Origin of the sequence: Thermovirga lienii, assembly GCF_036847465.1 — a bacterium.
Classification (GTDB): Bacteria; Synergistota; Synergistia; order Synergistales; family Thermovirgaceae; genus Thermovirga; species Thermovirga lienii.
This window is the reverse complement of the sequence record NZ_DAITZW010000003.1, coordinates 59,193-77,221: the sequence shown is the minus strand read 5'-3', so window position 1 is coordinate 77,221 and position 18,029 is coordinate 59,193. Positions and strand designations below refer to the sequence as shown.

The 18,029-nt window shown below is 45.8% G+C and carries 18 protein-coding genes; 4 read left to right on the top strand and 14 right to left on the bottom strand.

The features are described from left to right. Position 1: 1 nt before the first annotated feature. The 3 genes from folE2 to V7Z69_RS02265 form a co-directional block, all read right to left on the bottom strand. Positions 2-775, bottom strand: coding sequence for a GTP cyclohydrolase FolE2 (folE2, locus tag V7Z69_RS02275; protein WP_014163453.1), 774 nt, complete (start codon positions 773-775; stop codon positions 2-4). Position 776: 1 nt separating this feature from the next. Then, positions 777-1,139, bottom strand: a complete 363-nt coding sequence (gene queD, locus V7Z69_RS02270; RefSeq protein ID WP_041446077.1) for a 6-carboxytetrahydropterin synthase QueD — start codon at positions 1,137-1,139, stop codon at positions 777-779. Positions 1,140-1,207: 68 nt separating this feature from the next. Then, positions 1,208-2,143 carry a DUF72 domain-containing protein gene (locus V7Z69_RS02265; RefSeq protein WP_334138290.1) on the bottom strand — a complete coding sequence of 312 codons (936 nt, stop codon included), beginning with the start codon at positions 2,141-2,143 and terminating at the stop codon, positions 1,208-1,210. Positions 2,144-2,268: 125 nt separating this feature from the next. Between V7Z69_RS02265 and dapA the strand changes: the two genes are divergently transcribed. Both dapA and V7Z69_RS02255 read left to right on the top strand, forming a co-directional pair. Continuing rightward, positions 2,269-3,168, top strand: coding sequence for a 4-hydroxy-tetrahydrodipicolinate synthase (dapA, locus tag V7Z69_RS02260; RefSeq protein WP_041445790.1), 900 nt, complete (start codon positions 2,269-2,271; stop codon positions 3,166-3,168). A gap of 1 nt (position 3,169) precedes the next feature. Further along, complete coding sequence (locus V7Z69_RS02255) at positions 3,170-3,727, top strand: flavodoxin family protein (RefSeq protein WP_014163457.1); 558 nt, start codon at positions 3,170-3,172, stop codon at positions 3,725-3,727. A 22-nt stretch (positions 3,728-3,749) separates the two neighbouring features. Here the strand turns inward: V7Z69_RS02255 and V7Z69_RS02250 are convergent, their stop codons facing one another. Genes V7Z69_RS02250 through V7Z69_RS02230 form a run of 5 tightly spaced genes read right to left on the bottom strand, consistent with a single transcriptional unit; the run spans position 3,750 to position 9,445 of the window. Further along, positions 3,750-4,883, bottom strand: coding sequence for an ATP-NAD kinase family protein (locus V7Z69_RS02250; RefSeq protein WP_014163458.1), 1,134 nt, complete (start codon positions 4,881-4,883; stop codon positions 3,750-3,752). After that, complete coding sequence (gene gcvPB, locus V7Z69_RS02245) at positions 4,876-6,465, bottom strand: aminomethyl-transferring glycine dehydrogenase subunit GcvPB (protein ID WP_014163459.1); 1,590 nt, start codon at positions 6,463-6,465, stop codon at positions 4,876-4,878. The genes V7Z69_RS02250 and gcvPB overlap by 8 nt, the downstream gene beginning before the upstream one ends. Before the next feature lie 25 nt (positions 6,466-6,490). Further along, positions 6,491-7,882, bottom strand: a complete 1,392-nt coding sequence (gcvPA, locus tag V7Z69_RS02240) for an aminomethyl-transferring glycine dehydrogenase subunit GcvPA (protein ID WP_014163460.1) — start codon at positions 7,880-7,882, stop codon at positions 6,491-6,493. A 27-nt stretch (positions 7,883-7,909) separates the two neighbouring features. After that, positions 7,910-8,674: an SDR family NAD(P)-dependent oxidoreductase gene (locus V7Z69_RS02235; protein WP_014163461.1), complete on the bottom strand. Its 765-nt coding sequence runs from the start codon at positions 8,672-8,674 to the stop codon at positions 7,910-7,912. Between the two features lie 24 nt (positions 8,675-8,698). Beyond that, positions 8,699-9,445 carry an SDR family NAD(P)-dependent oxidoreductase gene (locus tag V7Z69_RS02230; RefSeq protein WP_334138286.1) on the bottom strand — a complete coding sequence of 249 codons (747 nt, stop codon included), beginning with the start codon at positions 9,443-9,445 and terminating at the stop codon, positions 8,699-8,701. A 148-nt stretch (positions 9,446-9,593) separates the two neighbouring features. Between V7Z69_RS02230 and V7Z69_RS02225 the strand changes: the two genes are divergently transcribed. Together V7Z69_RS02225 and V7Z69_RS02220 are read left to right on the top strand one after the other, a co-directional pair. After that, the gene (locus V7Z69_RS02225; RefSeq protein WP_014163463.1) at positions 9,594-10,244 is read left to right on the top strand and encodes a GntR family transcriptional regulator; all 651 of its coding nucleotides are present in this window, start codon (positions 9,594-9,596) and stop codon (positions 10,242-10,244) included. A 160-nt stretch (positions 10,245-10,404) separates the two neighbouring features. Next, entirely contained in the window at positions 10,405-12,516 is a 2,112-nt protein-coding gene (locus tag V7Z69_RS02220) for a glutamine synthetase III family protein (RefSeq protein WP_334138284.1), read from the top strand. Positions 12,517-12,556: 40 nt separating this feature from the next. Here V7Z69_RS02220 and V7Z69_RS02215 read toward each other — a convergent pair whose 3' ends face one another. From V7Z69_RS02215 to V7Z69_RS02190, 6 genes are all read right to left on the bottom strand, one after another. Further along, entirely contained in the window at positions 12,557-14,329 is a 1,773-nt protein-coding gene (locus V7Z69_RS02215) for an O-antigen ligase family protein (protein ID WP_014163465.1), read from the bottom strand. Positions 14,330-14,358: 29 nt separating this feature from the next. After that, positions 14,359-15,714: a replicative DNA helicase gene (gene dnaB / locus V7Z69_RS02210; protein ID WP_014163466.1), complete on the bottom strand. Its 1,356-nt coding sequence runs from the start codon at positions 15,712-15,714 to the stop codon at positions 14,359-14,361. Position 15,715: 1 nt separating this feature from the next. Then, positions 15,716-16,162 (bottom strand): 50S ribosomal protein L9, encoded by a 447-nt coding sequence (gene rplI / locus V7Z69_RS02205; RefSeq protein ID WP_334138283.1) that lies wholly within the window; start codon positions 16,160-16,162, stop codon positions 15,716-15,718. A gap of 7 nt (positions 16,163-16,169) precedes the next feature. After that, complete coding sequence (locus V7Z69_RS02200) at positions 16,170-17,120, bottom strand: YybS family protein (protein ID WP_014163468.1); 951 nt, start codon at positions 17,118-17,120, stop codon at positions 16,170-16,172. A 132-nt stretch (positions 17,121-17,252) separates the two neighbouring features. Then, the gene (gene rpsR, locus V7Z69_RS02195) at positions 17,253-17,492 is read right to left on the bottom strand and encodes a 30S ribosomal protein S18 (protein ID WP_014163469.1); all 240 of its coding nucleotides are present in this window, start codon (positions 17,490-17,492) and stop codon (positions 17,253-17,255) included. A 33-nt stretch (positions 17,493-17,525) separates the two neighbouring features. Further along, positions 17,526-18,017 (bottom strand): single-stranded DNA-binding protein, encoded by a 492-nt coding sequence (locus V7Z69_RS02190; protein ID WP_014163470.1) that lies wholly within the window; start codon positions 18,015-18,017, stop codon positions 17,526-17,528. Positions 18,018-18,029 lie beyond the last annotated feature (12 nt).

The window sequence follows — 18,029 nt, the reverse complement described above, 5'->3', positions numbered from 1 at the left end:
TTCAACTCCTCTTATCCCTTACTAGACTCGCAAAGGCATCATGATTGTGGATGCTCTCCTGACTTACTACTGAAACGGAGAACCAATCCACTCTGTCATCCTGATCTAATTTTAGGGCCACGTCTCTGACTACATCTTCTACGAATCTAGGATTGGAATATGCCTGCTCCGTTACAAATTTTTCATCTTTTCTTTTAAGCAGGGTATAGACTGGGGAGGAGGCGCAACTCTCTGCTACATCCACTAACTCCTCTATCCAAATGCGTTTGTTCATTCTCACCTCAATGGAAACTTTTGCCCTCTGGTTGTGAGCACCATACTCGGATATCTCTTTCGAGCAAGGACATAGGGTCTGAACTGGGACTGTGACTTTCATCGTAAAATCAAAATGTTCATCGTAGGAGGCCCAGAAAACCACATCGTACCTTGTGTAACTAGTGGATCCGCTAACGGGAGCCTTTCTGTTTATAAAATAGGGGAATTCTATTTTCACCTCTGATCCACTTGCATTCAATTTTCTTTTTAAGTCGACGGTAACCTGCTCAAGGCTCTCAAGAGTTACCCTTCCCTTGAATTCGTTGAGGACCTCAAGGAACCTGCTCATATGAGTGCCCCTGAATTTACGGGGTAACGACACCGCCATGGTGACGTTAGCGACCGTGTGTTGCAGGTTCTCCTTAGGGTCCAAAACGACGATGGGATAGGAGACGGAAGTAACTCCTACCCTATCTATTGGGATATTGCGGGTATCTTTTTCGTTCTGAACGTCCTTCATGTCAAATCTTCTCCAGCCTCAATATAACGGAACTGCCCGGACTCTCCCAAAGCTCTATTTCGGCAAGGGAGCAGCTCTTCCCTTTAAATTCAGGTTCCAACTTTTCCTTTATCCATAAAACCATGTTCTCCGTCGTCGGTTGGGCTACCAGATCGTTCAAGCAAGAATGGTCAAGGGCTGACAATACTTTTTCCTGCACGATTGCCTTGAGCTCCAAGAAATCCATCACCATACCTTCACTGTCGGGTTCTCCCTTTACAGTGACTGCCAGCCTGTATGTATGCCCATGAAGGCGTTCGCATTTTCCGTGATATTTCCCTAGATAATGAGCTGCATCAAAAGTAAATTCTTTCTTAACGTACATAACTGTCAACTATCACACCCCCAAAATCTTATAAAACTCAGGACGTTAACTTCATAATAGCCTTTAGCTCAATCCATGGGAAGATTTTTTTGCTCAACTTCTAAAGTGCTTCCTCCCCCCATACCTAAATAACGTTTCATCTGGAGAGCATTCTTGACAGCAAAATCTCTAAAACAGTTGTTGAACATGACGTAGGCTGATGGAACTTGTTCTATTCTAGCTGCTACTTCTTCTGCTATCGACCTTAGTTCCGCCTCGTCATATCTATAGGCAAAGCGTTCCGCAACAGAGATATTCTTTTTCATCCATGCCTCACTGTTTCTTCCGTGCAACCTCAACACCGTTCCCCAGCTTGCAGTCACGGGCCATTCAAACGGCACGGTCCATACCAACTTGGGCTCATCAACGGCTACATAAGCCAAGTTTTCATCCTCCAGCAATTTCAGGAAAGCTGCCTTGTTATCATCTTCTAGCCAAGACCTGTGCCTGATCTCCACCGCAACCTTAAACGGCCTGCTCTTTTTAGCCAAGAACCTTATATACTCCAAAGTCTTAGCTTCATACTTGAACCAGGGCGGAAACTGAAACAAAAGATATCCTAAACGTCCCATATTATGCAGAACATATATCCTACGATAAAAAACCTCCCAAAGTAAACTCCTGACAGACCTTTCAAGGTCGAACAACTTAACTCGGTCCCTCCTGGCTAAATTCATGCCGTCTCTTATCTCTAGAGGCAAAGATTTGAGCGATATGGCATGAAAAGTGAACAATCCAAAGGCCTTCACGTTGAACAAAAAATTAGGAGGGGTTCTCAACGCCCATGCATAAATAGATTTTTCCTTGGGGATGGCGTAAAAGGAGCTGTCTACCTCCACAGTGTCAAAGTGCTGGGAATAAAACTTCAGCTTATCCTCGGGATCCTTCGCACTTTTGGGATACCACCCGCTTGCCACCAGCGAGCGGTCCATCCACGAACATGTCCCAATTCTAATCTCGGACATGAATATCAGACCACCTCTTTTTGTACATCTATGTCTGTATGCTCATCACCTCTATAGTATAATAACTTAAGTGGATAAAATTTATATTGAACGCAGTTTTCTAAAATTTGGAAGGAGTAGTGAAAATGAAGCTTGAAGGAATTTTCGCACCCATACCAACACCTTTTGACGACAATTATGAACTTGACCTGAATGCTTTGAAGAAAAACATGGATTACTGGCTAACCACACCACTAGACGGAATCGTGGCGGCAGGATCCAACGGTGAATGGCCTCTTCTTACTTACGAGGAGAAAATAAAACTTTTCGAAGCCTGCGTCAAATACGCTGGAGGAAAAGTTAAGGTCATAGCTGGAACCCACTGCCCATCAACCCAAGAGACTATAGCACTGTCAAAAGAAGCTGCAAGGGTAGGTTGTGACGCTGTGCTAGTTCTTCCCCCTCATTATTATAAGGGACAAAATACCCAAGAATCCCTTAAAAGGTACTTTTTTGAGCTAGCAGATAATACGCCCATACCTGTAGTCTTATACAACATGCCTGCCAACACTGGCTTCAACATGGATCACAAAACAGTGAAAACCTTATCAGAGCACCCAAACATAATCGGCATCAAAGACAGCTCCGCCGACATAGTTCAGATATGCCAAATATGCAAAAACACTCCTTCAGATTTCAACGTATTTGCTGGATCGGGAAGCTATTTCTTGCCCTCCCTTGCAGTGGGATGCAGTGGAGGAACCATGGCAGTGGCCAACATATTCGCAAAACCATGCAAAGAAATATTTGAGCACTTCAACAACGGAGATATAAAGAATGCTCAAAAAATACAACTGGCCCTGGTGGATATAAACCAAGCTGTTACCAAACGATATGGCGTTCCTGGATTGAAGGCCGCAATGGAGATCGCTGGGCTCTACGGAGGGCCGCCAAGACCTCCGCTTTTGCCCGTTTCAAAGGAGATAAGAGAGGAAATAAAAGGTATCTACAACGATTTCAAGAACTTTTATGAAGGGGGTAAATAGCATGAAAAACCTTTTGGTTCTTCTAGGAAGTCCAAGAACCGAGGGTAACAGTGAAAAACTGGCCAAGGCTTTTATAAAAGGAGCCAATAAAAATACCTCCAACGTTGAGATCATAAGGTTGGCAGAGAAAGAGCTCAAAGGTTGTAAGGATTGCAGAATGTGCTGGAACAACGGTAAACATTGTGTAGTTCCAGATCAAATGCACGAAATATATGAAGCCTTGGATAAAGCGGACATCGTAGTATTTGCAACGCCTCTCTACTGGTATACTTGGAGCACCCAAATTAAACCCGTATGGGACAGGTTGTTGCCGTATGTCTCAAATAAGGCTCCAAGGACTCTCGCCGGAAAAGAAGCGATACTTCTAGCTGTTGCGGGAGATTCCTCTGAAGAAGTGTTTAAAGGGCTTGTTTACTCTTTCGAAAAATCGTGTTCTCTCTTAGGCATGAAAATTGCCGCGAAAATCACCGTGCCCAACGTGTACGAACCAAGTGACATCGACGGCTCTCCTAGTTTAACAGAAGCAGAGAGACTAGGAGAGAGCTTGACAAAAGACTAAAAATAGAGGCTTGAGGAGCACCTCAAGCCTCTACTCTATAAAAAATCTTTTCTCTGTATCCTGTAATGACTGGATATACTCCTACAAGAGCCATGTCCAAGGAGGAGTCTCCTGTATCCACCAAAAGAGGTGCACCGTGCAGAGACGCTATCTTTTGGGGCGTGGCGACTATGATGATGTTTTCTTTTCCCACATTCCTTATTACTCTTGGGCTAAGCTGGAGATTGCCCCTGCCCAATATGTAACCCTGCCCGCCGATAGGTGAAACTACAGTCTTTACCTTTGGATACTCATCCAACAGTTTCAATATGTCCTTTTCCGCGAGATCGCGACCTAAGGACATCCCGTCTAGGACAGCATCAACCCCCAGGAGGCTTTTTTCAATGCCTAACCTATCAGCTATGGCCTTTACTGTTGTGCCAGGCCCCAGCAAATATAGTACCCCCTCATCCATGGTACTAACCACTTCTTCCGCTATGGCTTGCTGAACGACCCTTTCAGTCATCATAGAGCCCGACTTCCTGCATTGGACCTTGCTTCTTTCCCAAGGCACTAACAGGTAGCCAAAAAGCCTGGCCTTTACCTCTCCCTTTCTGTAAGCTTCCTCATCTATGTCCATTACTTCCGATTCCTTCAAGTTCCTTACTTTGCCGTCCAAAAACCTAGCAGCAAGTTCACCTGCTTTTTTCGGGGTCACCGCAAAAACTGCTGAATGGATCTTTACGCCAGCAGGAATACCCAAAACCGGAACCCTCAGGCCCACGGCCTCGCATATATCTCGAGCAGTGCCATCTCCTCCAGCAAACAGTATGAGCTCCACTCCCAGCTCCTCCATGCGTTTTGCAGCCCTCAAAGTATCTTGCCTACTGGAAGCCTTCTCTTTAAAGTGAGGGAAAACCAGCTCGTATTCTTTGGTATATTCCTTTAGCACGTTCTCTCCCATATCTTGAGGACAGGTGTAAAAAAATGCCTCTGTGCCACAACGAAAAAACATATCCAAAGCCTCCCGCGCCCGCTCTGGGGCGCGGGGACTTGCTCCTAGGGATAGGGCCTTCTCCAAAGTGTCCTTGCCGTCGGTACCTTTCAATCCAACAGCTCCACCCATTCCCGCTATAGGGTTTATTATCAGTCCTATCTTCTTTGCTGTGCTAACCATCTTTTCTCTCTTTGGGTTCGAAATATCCCGTGTACTTTTTCTTATAGGCTCTCCAAGTGATAGCCCACTTTTTGGGATCATCCAGGTAGTCGTGATCTATGTGATGTATTACGCTTCTATGAGGAGCTGTCTTGACTATTTCAGGGTTGGTGTAAGCTTCATTGGCCACATGTCTCAATATCGCCAAGAACTCGTCCAATTCGTCCTTCGAATAAGACTCCGTAGGCTCTATGGTGAAGGGCTCCGGAACTATCCATGGCTCATGGCTGGTCCAGTAATGGACACCGAAATCAAACATCCTGTTTTGGATGTCCGTAGTCGTTACTCCTGTGTCCTTGGTAAGCTTTTCCCAACTGTAACGAACCTGCTCCATTCTCAATTCGCCTTCAGCATAAGGTGCACTAGCCCCTTTTATCTTCAATATCTCCTTAAAGACGTAGTTGTTGTTTAGCAGAGCTACCCTGGCTACTTCTTTCAATCCTTCATCGCCAAGGCTTCTAATCCATGCGTATGCTCTTAGGATCACAGGTATTACTCCGTAGAAATCCTTCACCTTGCCAATGGTGCAGGGAACATCATAATCCAAGAAATATCTACCAGATCCCTCGTCAAAGGATACCAAGGGTACCGGCAGGAATTTAGCTAACTCCTCTGTCACCCCTACTACTCCTCCACCAGGGCCTCCACAACCGTGAGGGGAGGAAAAGGTCTTGTGAAGGTTGTAGAAGCAAAGATCGAACCCAGCCTCTCTTGCTCTAGTCAGCCCTAATATGCCGTTCAAGTTTGCTTGGTCGTAGCTGCATAATCCCCCTACAGAATGAACGATATCGGTGAACTCTTTTATCCTGGAATTATATATTCCTATGTCCTCTGGATTCGTTATGAAAAGCGCTGCTGTCCTCTCCGAAACTGCAGCTTTCAATGCCTCAATGTCAGGCCTTCCATCCGGCCCTGGATAGATAGTAATAATTTTAAACCCTTTCAATTTACTGGCTGCAGCGTTTGAAGGATGTGAGAATATAGTGGTTATTATCTCATCTCGCTTATCTGATTCTCCTCTGCTATCGACCCACGCCCTAACTATGGACGCAATGGTGAAGATAGCATGAGATCCACCTCCTGGGTGGAGGGAGAAGCGATCCATGCCCGAGATGGCCTTGAGATACTGTTCCGTCTCATACATCATCTTAAGCAAACCCTGGGCCGTTTCTTCTGGTTGGCAAGGATGAAGTTCTGAAACCTTAGGATTGGCTGCTAGTTGGTCATTTATCTTGGGGCTGTATTTCATGGTACAAGTTCCCTGGCCAATGTCTATGTTCAAATCAGCACCTAGGTTTTCTTGAGATAGCCTAAGGTAGTGTTTCAGCACCCTCATTTGACCCATCTCAGGCAAGTTTGGTGGCTCTTTGCGATGCAATCCCTCTGGGATATCACCTAACCCCTCATCAGGAGACTGCATTACTTGATCTGCCTCAGGAACCAATATACCTCTTTCTCCTTTTCGTGAAAGTTCATATATTATAGGCTCATCCCATCTTGCCTGGTGGAAATCCCGCAATTTGGTATTCATGTCCATGCCCATATAGCACATCTCCTTTCTTGTAAATCTAGCTTATTACCTTTGCTAGCGCTTTTGCCAAACGCTCTATGTCACCTGCAGAGTGAATTTCGGTAACACAGAACAAACCACTGAAACCCAAGGATGGGAATCTTTTCGACAGGTCAATACATCCAAATATCTTTTCTTCCAGTAATCTTTGGTTTATCTCTTCAACATCCATTCCGGTATCGTCGAAATTCAGCACAAACTCCCTATAAGCTGGAGTCTGGGGGAAAACAGGCTTTACTCCAGGTATCTCCGAGAGCAGTTTTCTGGCGTAACGAGTCCTCTGCAAGATTCCCTTTCCAAGGTCCTCCATGCCTTGGGGCCCCATCAACGCCAAATAGACTCCAGCGGTTATGGCCCACAGCGCTGCGGCTGTACCCACAAACTCCTTGGCGTTCTCTCGTTTAGCAAAGGACGTCCTTTCCCAGGCAACGTCGCCGAAACCCCATTCTTTATGAGATGTAGGAGCTATTCCAAAAAGCCTGGAAGGATACTCCATCACAAATCTTTCTTCATCCGGAGTAGCTATGAAACCTGCTCTGGCCCCTCCGTAGTACATGTGAAGCCCCAAAGACTGAAGATCTCCACATACTATGTCGGCCCCGTACCTACTGGGAGGAGCCAAAACTCCTAGCGAGTTGGGCTCTACGAAAACAACCAAAAGTCCTCCTGCGTCGTGCACTAAATCAGCGATTTCTTGGCCCTTTGCCTCTACGGTTCCAAAGAAAGAGGGATTCTCGAAGTATACCGCAGCTACGTTTTCATCAACCTTTTGCTTCAGTAAATCCAAATTGGCGGTCCCAGTCTCCAAATCAAAAGGAAGGACTTCAACTTCCACTCCCGGATGACAATAGTTCTTTATTATGCGAAGTCTGTCGGGATTGGAATTTCCTAAAACCAGCACCTTGTCTCTTTTGGTTATTCTAGAGGCCATGCGCAAGGACGTTGCGGCAGCCTGAGAACCATCGTAAGTAGGAACGTTCACCACGTCCATTTCCAACAGCTCTGCCATCATGCTCGCATACTCGAAAAGAGCCTGGAAGCGGCCGTGATCCTCATATGGCTCCCCTGCGTAGGCAGTCAAAAACTCCGACCTTCTGTTTACTTCATCACATATAGCAGGCACATAATGCTGGTAACATCCCCCACCTAGAAAACTCAAATACTCCAGGCAGGATGCGTTCTCTTGCATCATACCATCTACATGTCGCTTAAGCTCCCACTCGGAAAGCAGAGGTTTCGGAAGGTTCAAAGGGCCTTTAAATTTCAATTCGTCAGGTATGCACTTGTAAAGCTCCTCTATATCATTTATTCCTATGGCCTCCATCATCTCTTTTTGAACTTCAGGTACTGAGTTGGGAATATAAGGGTGTACTACTTTTCGTTTCTCCATCAGTTCATTCCTCCTTTTTGACAACTCTTAAGCCGTTCCGCCGCCGTCTACGACAAGGTTGGCTCCTGTTATCCATCTTGATAGATCGCTAGCAAGGAAGTAAACGGCCATAGCTATATCCAGGGGTTCACCTAACCTAGCCAGAGGCCTCTGAGCGCTCTCTTCAAGCCATTTATTCTCGTCTATCCCCAGTTGTCTCGCCTCGTCCCTCAAAAGGGGAGTATCGGTGTCTCCTGGGCTTACGCAATTTACCCGAATGTTCTGAGGCCCATGGTCTATCGCCATGGCCCTAGTGAGGTTGACCACTCCTCCTTTTGCGGCACAGTACGCCGCTGCTTTCGGCCCTCCCTTGATACCCCATCCGGAACCTATGTTAACGATGCTGCCACCGCCTCTTTTTTCCATTTGGGGTATTACGTACTTTGACACCAGGAAAGTCCCTTTGAGGCTCACATCCAACACTGCATCCCAATCTTTTTCCTCAAGTTCAACTACGCTTTTCCGCCGAATAACGCCCGCGCAATTCACCAAGATGTCGATGCCTCCAAAGTGGTCTATGACATTTTGCACCATATCTGCGCAGCTTTGCTCTGCAGTAACATCGCAAAAAAAGTACTTTGCTCGATCCTTAAGTTTTAGCGCAACCTCTTCTCCTTTATCCCGGGAGACATCCACAATAGCAACTGCTGCCCCCATCTCATGAAGAAACTCCGCGCAGCCTCTTCCTATACCTGAGGCAGCTCCTGTTACAACTGCAACCTTACCACTCAAACTGAAAAGTTCTTCCCTCATCGGCTTTACCCTCCTACCGCTAATTTAGACCAAACCTGCAGTTTCTCCCCCATCAATGGGAATATTTGCACCAGTAATGTACGAAGCTTCCGAGGAAGCCAAAAAAGCAAACAACGCAGCAACCTCCTCTGGTTGTGCATGTCTTTTGAAAGGTATTTTTTTATTTACTTCCTCCAACATCTCAGGCGTATATTCAGCCTTCTGCATGGGAGTAAGAACATATCCGGGACTTACTGAATTGACCCTTATGATAGGTGCGAACTCTAAAGCCAGCGTCTTTGTCAAAAGGATCACTCCGGCCTTCGAAGCGTTGTAATCCGCGTACAGAGGATGCCCCTCCATTCCATTAGTAGAGGCTGTCATTAGTATCACACCTTTACCTTGATCCAACATCCTTTTAGCAGCTTCCCTGGAGCACAGGAACATGCCTTTGAGGTTTACGCTCAAAACCTTGTCCCACTGGGAAGCTCCAATGTTGATGAATTTATTCCTTACGCTTATACCTGCATTAGAAATTAGGATGTCAACTCCGCCAAACGCTTGATCCAAAACCGCGAAAGCTCTTTCAACCTCAGCTTCAGAGCTAACATCAGCTTTTATCCCCAACTCCAAGCCAGACAATGTCCTTTTGGTATGTTCCAAAGCCTCCTCATCCCTGTCGAACACAGCAACCCTGCACCCCTCAAGGATGAACCTTTCCGCAGTTGCAAAGCCTATCCCGCTTGCGCCTCCTGTCACTACTACGCGCTTCCCCTTCAAGTCTGGATACACATCAATCACCCCCCGAAACAAACCTTTCAAAAAATTTGCATACATGGTATACTGTGTATACGTTCGTTTTACAATACTTTTTTCCTCATGTCAAGAGATAAGGTTTTGTTGTAGAATTTTTGCTCGTAAGAAGAAAGGAAGGGCGAACATGAACAACCCACAAGTTAATTACGAAACGGCAGCAGAGTATGTTTACAGAGCAATAAAAAAAGACATATTTACAAAGAAGCTAAAGGCAGGCCAGAGACTACCTGAAGCAGCGATAGCAAAAGAGCTGCAAGTGAGCAGAACTCCTGTCAGAGAGGCCCTTAGAAAATTGGCAAACGAGGGATTAGTCATCATAACCCCCAACGCTGGAGCAAGGCTAGTCTCTCCTTCTTTGCAGGAAATAAACGATGCATTCGAACTTCGCAATTATCTCGAACAATTGGCCATAGCCAAGGCCATCCATAAAATAACCCCCCTTCAGATCTGCAGGCTTGAAGAAGCCATAGAGGAAGAAGAGAGAATATTCGAAAGAAAAGATCTTGAAGATTATCTACGAATAAACATACAGTTTCACCATATAATCGCAGAGGCTACGGGTAACAGCTTGCTTGTGGAATACGTGGACAACGTGCTTTCTCGGATCTATGTATTCATGGTCTTTTACGAATCATTTTTTGATTTCGACACAAATCCCAGCCTTGATGAGCATAGAGAGCTAGTGAAAGCTTTCAAGCTCAGGGACAAAAAACTTGCGCAAAAATTGATGGAACACCACATATTACACTCTGCTGAGGCACTTAAGGTCGAATAAAACACCTCTTGCTTGCGTATACACAAAAAAACACATTTTTTGCAACCTAATTTCTTTGATTTTGCGCTTTTTGAGCAGATAGTTGTTGCAAAAAGTCAAATTATGTAGTATAAAAACCCCCATAATATTCTAACTATTTCCCATAAAGGGGGTTACCGCAATGGCAGATGCAAGAACCATAAAGAATTTTGCTACTAACGTCTTTGACGATCGAGCAATGCTTGAACGACTTCCCAAGCAAATATACAAAAAACTAAAAAGCGCAATAGAGGAAGGAAATCGCCTGGAAGAAGATGTCGCTGAAGTAGTAGCGACGGCCATGAAGGAGTGGGCTATTTCCAGGGGGGCGACATACTACACTCACTGGTTTCATCCTCGAACTGAACTGACCGCTGAAAAGCATTCGTCCTTCCTGAGCATAGACACCAAAAAAGGCATACCCCTTGAGACTTTCTCAGGAGAGGACTTGATACAAAGTGAACCCGATGCCTCTTCCTTACCTTCGGGGGGAATGAGGTCTACCTTCGAAGCTAGAGGCTATACTGCATGGGATCCTTCAAGCCCTGCGTTCGTCATTCCTTCAGAGAAAGGAGGCACTCTCTGCATACCTTCGGTCTTTATAAGCAACGACGGTACTCCCCTTGATATGAAAACCCCCCTACTCAAAGCACTAACCGCCGTGGAAAACAGAGCTCTCAAAATCCTGAAAATTTTCGGGAATCGAAACGTAAAGTGGGTAAAGGTGACCATGGGACCTGAACAAGAATTTTTTCTCGTTGATGCAGAAAAGAGCTTAAAGAGGCCAGATATCCTCTTTTGCGGCAGGACGCTAATGGGAGTTCTTCCCCCTAAAGGACAACAGATGGAAGATCACTACTTTGGCTCCATTCACCCACGGGCATTATCCTTCATGGAAGATGTGGCTGAAATGATGGGATCCCTGGGAATGGTGGTTAAAACCAGACACAACGAAGTAGCTCCCTGCCAATTCGAGTTCGCCCCCCAATTCTCGGAGGCAAACCTCGCGGTGGATCAAAACCAGATACTAATGGAGCAGATGAGGAGATTAGCTAGACAGCATGGCCTCAGGTTGCTACTCCATGAAAAACCCTTCCCCAGCATAAACGGAAGCGGGAAACACATGAACTTCTCCCTAGTGGACAGCGAAGGCAGAAACTTGCTAAAACCTCCAACGAACCAAAGAAAAAGCCTGCAATTTTTGACCCTGCTGTCCTCACTGCTTATTGGCGTAGCCAAATATGGTGGATTGTTGCGAGCCTCGGTAGCAACGCCGGGTAACATGCATCGCTTAGGAGGAAATGAAGCACCTCCAGCCATAATAAGCGTTTACTTGGGAGATGTCTTGACTCAAATAATGACACAGATAGAAAAAGGCCTTCCAGATGAGATGCCTTCAAAGGGCTTACTGGATATCGGACTAAGCCGACTACCCACTATCAGAAAAGAAAACACCGACAGAAATAGAACCGCCCCCCTGGCTTTCACCGGCGACAAGTTTGAGTTCAGAGCTCCAGGAGCATCCCAGTCTCCAGCGGGCCCCCTTACCATGATCTTGGCAGTATGGGCATGGGGTATGGATCAATTGCTGGGTAAAATCGAATCAAGGCTGGGCTCAACAGACATAGCCGATGCTGCTCTGGACGCAATCCGGTGGGCAATAGTAGAGAGCAAGAACATAAGATTTGAAGGAAACTGCTACTCCCCTGAGTGGGTAATAGAGGCAAAGCGAAGGGGACTACCCATAGCAGAAACAACTTACGATGCCTTGAGGCTTTACCTGGAACCTGAGCACATGGAGCTATTAAGCTCCCTCGGAATAATGACAGAAAAGGAAATAGCGTCTCTTTTTGAGACAAAAATAGAACAATACAACAAAACGCTGGAAATTGAGATGACCGTAATGGAGTCAATGGTCTGGGAAGGGGTCCTTCCTGCCATATCAAAGCAGATATGCTTGGAAGGCAATGCTTTAAAGGCCATAGAACATTTAAACACCAATCTCCAAGAATGGCAGGAGCAACTAGGCAGCATTTGCGAAATCAAAAACAACCTACTGAAATCCATTCAGATGTTATCCAACATCCGGGTCAAAGCTCAAGAGATGTCATCAGACGAGCAGTCGGAATTTTTAACGAACGAAGCTCTTCCTTTCATGGAAGGCATACGGGGCATGTGCGACGCGGCAGAAAAAACCATAGCATCAGAGTACTGGCCCTATCCCCGATATAGGGAACTTCTAACTCTAGACTAAAAAGGCACAAAAAGTAGGAGATGGCTCAAGGAGCCATCTCCTACTTTAAAATTTCGTCCAAGCTGGATGGATTAGCATAGCCAATTAGGCTGTCCAGCATCTTTTTGTCTCCAAAAGCCTTGTATAAATAAATCAAACGATAAAGCTCCCGCGACTGAGGTTCCTTATTGAAGTAAGTCTGTAACCTGTTTATCCCTTCAACCAGGTCTTCCACGTTGCCTGAATATTTGGCTTTTTCGAGGTAGTGATAGGCTATCAGCTTTTCAGCAAGATCTTGCACCATGAGGTGCTCTTGGGCCTCTTCCAAGAGTCGTCTTGCGACCTCAGGATCCTTGGATCTCAATGCACGAACCATTAGCTTGTCGGCCACCATCGCCCCTCCAAAGGAAAAGATCCCCAACAAGCTGAAACAGAGAATAGCACCACCCAAAGCCCTCACCATGTAATCTCTTCTTATCTTCGTCCATTGAAAATTCTTAGGCAAAATCTCCCTGTTGACGATAGCAAATGCAAAGGCCATCCAAAGGGCATCCTCTATTCTATGGAATGGTCTTGTCCATAAAGCATCAAACCATATAAGAAACAGCAATCCGCAGGCCCACAAAGCCTCAAGGGATAGGGCTTTCTTGCTTAAGACAGCTCTTGCAAAACACCAAAGCCACCATCCCCCCAGAGCGACTAGCACCATTCCTCCAAACAGGCCCGTCTCGCAAAACCACTGGAAAATTTCATTGTGAGCCCAAAGAGTAAACTTCCACTCCTTGCCGGGGTAGACCTTGAGCATTTCTTTCTGGGCTTCCAGGTAATTCCACTTAAAGTGCCCTAGCCCCACCCCCGTCAGGGGATGCATCTTGAACATAGTCAAGGCGGTGGCCCATATGCTGTCTCTTTTGCCCACTTCTTCCACCTGGGTTAGCATGTTGTTGGCCTTGTCCAAGAAGGCTCCTCCCCTTCCATAGAGGATGGTACCAACCAAGGTAGTAACCAAAATCACCCCCAACAAGATGGCACGCTTCCAAACTCTGCCTTCAACTGAAATGTGCTCTTTAAGTCTAGATGCAGTCAGCAGCAAAACGCCAAAACCTACCACGAAAGACAATATTGCAGATCTGCTGGTGGTGTTCCACAACCCCCAACTCAGAAGGAAAAGAATGACTATGTTAGCCCATTGCAGTCCTTGTGATACTTTGCCTCCCCTTTTGAACAAAAACATGAAACTTGAGGAAAAAAGCATCATTGCAACCCAAAGGCCAAGCATGTTCTGCTGCCCTGTATTTCCTATATACTTCCCCGGCGTGGGCAATATGAACCAAAGATCCTTAATAAGGTCCCGATATTGCAGCTCAGCAAAAATAACGTTTAACGCTGCGTTCAGAGCACCGAACCAAAGCAGGATAACTAGTTTTCTGTTATCAAAATCATGATAGGTCAAAAAATATGTGATCCACAAAGCAGCAAAGAAAAACCATTCTCTAACAAAGGTAGGGACGGAGGTTATTGGAGCCCACAGAGGTTGAACGGTCAAAAACAAGATCAAAAACAGCCACACTACACCGAAGGGCTCCATCTCTAAGTTCAATTTTTTCTTGCCCTTTAGCAACATATTGGTTCCTGCCCAAGCCGCAGCCAAGGCTATAGGCGCAAAGGCTACCGCCCATTTCATAAGATGTAGCGACTGATACCACCCTGCACCAGAAAATATAACGTTAGGGATGGTCAAAGAAACCAAAAGACATAAAAAAAGCACGGTACTATTTATCAACTTCCCTTTGTTCTCTATCTTGGGTTCCTTTGCTCTTTTAGCTGAGATCAAGGCGCTATCCCCCCAAAAGTTGATAGGCTCTAATAGGACTCGTAAGCCTTGTTTACGAACCTTGCGTACTCTTTCTGGAAAATCAGGCTTACCGTTCCGGTAGGTCCGTTCCTGTGCTTGGCTATTATGACCTCAGCAGTAGGATCTTCTGCTTCACTACCTGGGGCTTCATAATAACCTGGTCTGTAAAGCAGTATAACCAAGTCAGCGTCCTGCTCTATGGCCCCGCTATCTCTGAGATCCGAAAGTTGAGGCCTTTTTTCATTTCTCTGCTCTACTGCCCTTGAAAGCTGAGAAAGGGCTATCACCGGCATGTCCAGTTCTCTGGCTACAGCTTTCAGCGAACGAGATATCTCGGCTACCTCCTGCTGCTTACTCTCTATTCTCCTGGGTAAGTGCATCAACTGGAGGTAGTCCACTATTATCAAACCCAAGCCGTCCTTTGCGTACTGGGATTTGAAACGACGGCTACGGGCCCTAAGCTCTAGCGTTGAAAGAACGGAGCTGTCATCTATGAAAATGGGTGCGCTCGAAAGCTCTCCCGCTGCCTCTGCTAGGTCATGCCAACTGTTCTCATGAAAGACTCCAGTCTTCAAATCATGTATGTTTATCCTGGCTCTTGATCCCAGCATCCTTAAAACTAGCTGCTCGGCACTCATCTCAAGACTAAATATCAAAACAGGAATGGAGTGCTCCACTGCAGCATTAAGGGCTATACCAAGGGCAAAAGCCGTTTTTCCCATGGAAGGCCTTGCCGCCAAAATATTAAGGCTTCCAGGCTGAAAGCCTCCAGTTATCCTCTCAAAGTCGTCAAATCCTGAAGGAACACCGTTTACTTTTGCAGCAGGAGAATGAAAACGTTCCTCTATATCTTTGAAGGTAGGAGCAAGAACGTCACTGATCTTTCTGAAAAAGGCCTTATTACCACTTTGGGTGACCTCAAAAACGGCCCTCTCCGCATCGTCCAAGATCTCCTCTAACTCCTTATCCTCTGCATACCCCATCTTGGCAATTTCCGTTCCTACCTGAATAAGCCTTCTGTGAACTGCCTTATCTTTCACGATTCGTATGTGGTGTTCCACATTCGCAGTTGTAGGTACGGCATCGACCAGTTCCGCTATGAAGGCCTGCCCTCCTACTGATTCCAGAAGACCTTTTTTGGACAATTCCTCCATGACAGTCAAGGGGTCCACTGCCTTGGACTTGGACGACATCTCACAAATAATCTCGAAAATCAATCTGTGAACTGCATCGTAGAAATCGTCGCTCCTCAGAGAATCGACTGCCAAAGTGAGGGCATCAGCATCCAGCAAGCAGTCGCCCAAAACCGCCCTTTCCGCTTCGAGATTATGCGGGGGGACCTTCTCAAAGAGTTTATCCGACAACTTATTCAGCCTCCACAAGCATGGTCATTTGAGCTTCCACTCCGGGATACAGTTTAACCACAAAGGGATGCTCTCCAGTTTCTTTTACTGCTCCCTCGATCTTTATATCTTTTTTGCTTATCTTGACACCCAATTGTTCTTCCAAAGCCTTTGCCAAATGAGCTGTTGTAACACTGCCAAACAACTTGCCCTTTTCTCCAGCACTTAAAGCAATCTTCACAACCTTGCCGTTCAGCTTTTTCTGAAGGGCAAGGGCCTCTTCTTTGAGCTTTTTTTCCCTTATCTCCATGGATTTTTGCTTTTGTTTCCACTCTGCCAGTTTCGCGGGAGTTGCCTCTTCTGCGAGGCCCCTAGGTATCAAATAGTTCCTGGCATAACCATCAGAAACCTCTATAAGCTCTCCTTTTTTTCCCAACTTTGAAACATCTGACAACAAGATGCACTTCATAGCACCTCTACCTCCCTATTCTAGATCTCAAATCAAGCCACATATCTATAATACCCAAAATTAGGGCTATTTGAGTCAATAACGGAAACAACATTACCATTCCAACAAGAATCCACCTTATAACCTTCTTGACATTCTTGTAGGAAAGATAAAACCAAAAAACCGACAACCCCTGCAGCATTAAAAGGCCACTGGAAAGGAGCCTCAGGTTTAACCCTATCCGCAAAAAAATCTCCGGGAAAGTGCCACTTAGTCCCATAAAACTCAAAACACCAGAAAGTATAAAAACCCAAAAAACGCTCTTGGGGAAGGACCATCTTGCAAACGGCCTTATAGGAGGCAGTTCATTGCTGCCCAACCTGTATAGCACCGTCCTGCTTATGACATAACTCAAAAAACAGTCCACTGCCGAAGCCATTATTAGTAAAGCAGGAAATATTTTGGGGATCATTGATATAGTCGCTTCCATCTGGGATCTTGCCGTATTCAAGGTCTCTTTAGACATCCCCATCTCCTTATAAATGGAAGCCACTTTATCTATTACAGCCATCATTTCATCAGGGCGCACATCAAAGGGATTAACACCCGTCAACTTGGCCAAGATGACCATTAGTACAAGTTTGCCTCCAAGAGATATCAAAACTCCGTACAAAATTATCTCAATGGAATTTTTGTATCGTCTGGATAGGTAACCTAATCCCACACCCAAAATACCGAAACTTAAGACAAAAAACAAAGCGCCGCTTATGCCAGCAAATAGGGTAACGAGGATTGAAGCAACCCCCAAGCCAAGAAAGGCTCTGGTCAAGCTGTGGCGCAAACCTAAAACCACCAAAGGTGCTGGACATAAAAAAGCAAAGACCATACCAACTACTGGAAGGACATAGCTTGCCAAAAAAAGAGCCACGGCAAGGGCAACAAGCAAAGCAGACTCTACAATTTCTCTAGGTTTATTCATGACTCATCCCCTTGATAATTTTTACATTGACTTTTAATACACAACTACAATCAAGGGGAGAAGCTTGGCTCCCCCCCTTGATAACATACAGCTATTCAATCTCTACGCATATACAGCTTTCACGAATCACAACTAATCGGCTATGTAGGGCAAAAGCGCCATGAACCTTGCACGTTTTATAGCAGTGGTAACCTGTCTCTGATGTTTGGCGCAGGTTCCCGTAACCCTACGGGGGATAATCTTACCCCTGTCGCTCATGTACTTTCTCAGCTTATCAACATCTTTATAATCGACCTTTTCTACTTTGTCCACACAAAAGAAACATACCTTAGGTCGCTTCCGTCTCCTTTTATTACCTTGAGGATAGGCCATGATGAACCTCCTTTACCCAAAAAATCAATCCACCTAGAAGGGGATGTCTATCTCTCCTTCTTCATCTGCATCCGGAGAGACTTCCGAGAAATCCATCGGGAACTCGTCACCAAAATCCTTCTCCCTCAGGCTTCCTACTCTTTTTTTGTCAACTGAAGAGACAGCCACATCATCCAAATCGGAATTATCCCTTCTACTTCCTAAAAAGGTAACCGATTGAGCCACCACTTCTGTTACCCATCTTCTCTCGCCGCTTCCGGTCTCATAGCTTCTCACTTGAAGTCTACCTTCCACCAGAACCGGGCGTCCCTTCCTGAGGTACCGTTCGCAGTTTTCCGCCTGGCTTCCAAAAACAACCACCGGGATGAAATCCACCTGTTCCAAAACTTCGCCATCCTTACCGCGGCTCACCCTGTTCACAGCAACGGACAACTTCGCAACGGCCTGGTTTGACGTGGTGTATCTAACCTCTGGATCTCTCGCAAGATTACCCATCAAAATAACTTTATTGAACCCTCGAGCCAAATATATCACTCC

Coding starts and splice junctions, on each gene's coding strand:
- folE2 (WP_014163453.1), bottom strand. CDS start 775: ATGAAGGACGTTCAGAACGAAAAAGATACCCGCAATATCCCAATAGAT.
- queD (WP_041446077.1), bottom strand. CDS start 1,139: ATGTACGTTAAGAAAGAATTTACTTTTGATGCAGCTCATTATCTAGGG.
- V7Z69_RS02265 (WP_334138290.1), bottom strand. CDS start 2,143: ATGTCCGAGATTAGAATTGGGACATGTTCGTGGATGGACCGCTCGCTG.
- dapA (WP_041445790.1), top strand. CDS start 2,269: ATGAAGCTTGAAGGAATTTTCGCACCCATACCAACACCTTTTGACGAC.
- V7Z69_RS02255 (WP_014163457.1), top strand. CDS start 3,170: ATGAAAAACCTTTTGGTTCTTCTAGGAAGTCCAAGAACCGAGGGTAAC.
- V7Z69_RS02250 (WP_014163458.1), bottom strand. CDS start 4,883: ATGGTTAGCACAGCAAAGAAGATAGGACTGATAATAAACCCTATAGCG.
- gcvPB (WP_014163459.1), bottom strand. CDS start 6,465: ATGGGCATGGACATGAATACCAAATTGCGGGATTTCCACCAGGCAAGA.
- gcvPA (WP_014163460.1), bottom strand. CDS start 7,882: ATGGAGAAACGAAAAGTAGTACACCCTTATATTCCCAACTCAGTACCT.
- V7Z69_RS02235 (WP_014163461.1), bottom strand. CDS start 8,674: ATGAGGGAAGAACTTTTCAGTTTGAGTGGTAAGGTTGCAGTTGTAACA.
- V7Z69_RS02225 (WP_014163463.1), top strand. CDS start 9,594: ATGAACAACCCACAAGTTAATTACGAAACGGCAGCAGAGTATGTTTAC.
- V7Z69_RS02220 (WP_334138284.1), top strand. CDS start 10,405: ATGGCAGATGCAAGAACCATAAAGAATTTTGCTACTAACGTCTTTGAC.
- rplI (WP_334138283.1), bottom strand. CDS start 16,162: ATGAAGTGCATCTTGTTGTCAGATGTTTCAAAGTTGGGAAAAAAAGGA.
- V7Z69_RS02200 (WP_014163468.1), bottom strand. CDS start 17,120: ATGAATAAACCTAGAGAAATTGTAGAGTCTGCTTTGCTTGTTGCCCTT.
- rpsR (WP_014163469.1), bottom strand. CDS start 17,492: ATGGCCTATCCTCAAGGTAATAAAAGGAGACGGAAGCGACCTAAGGTA.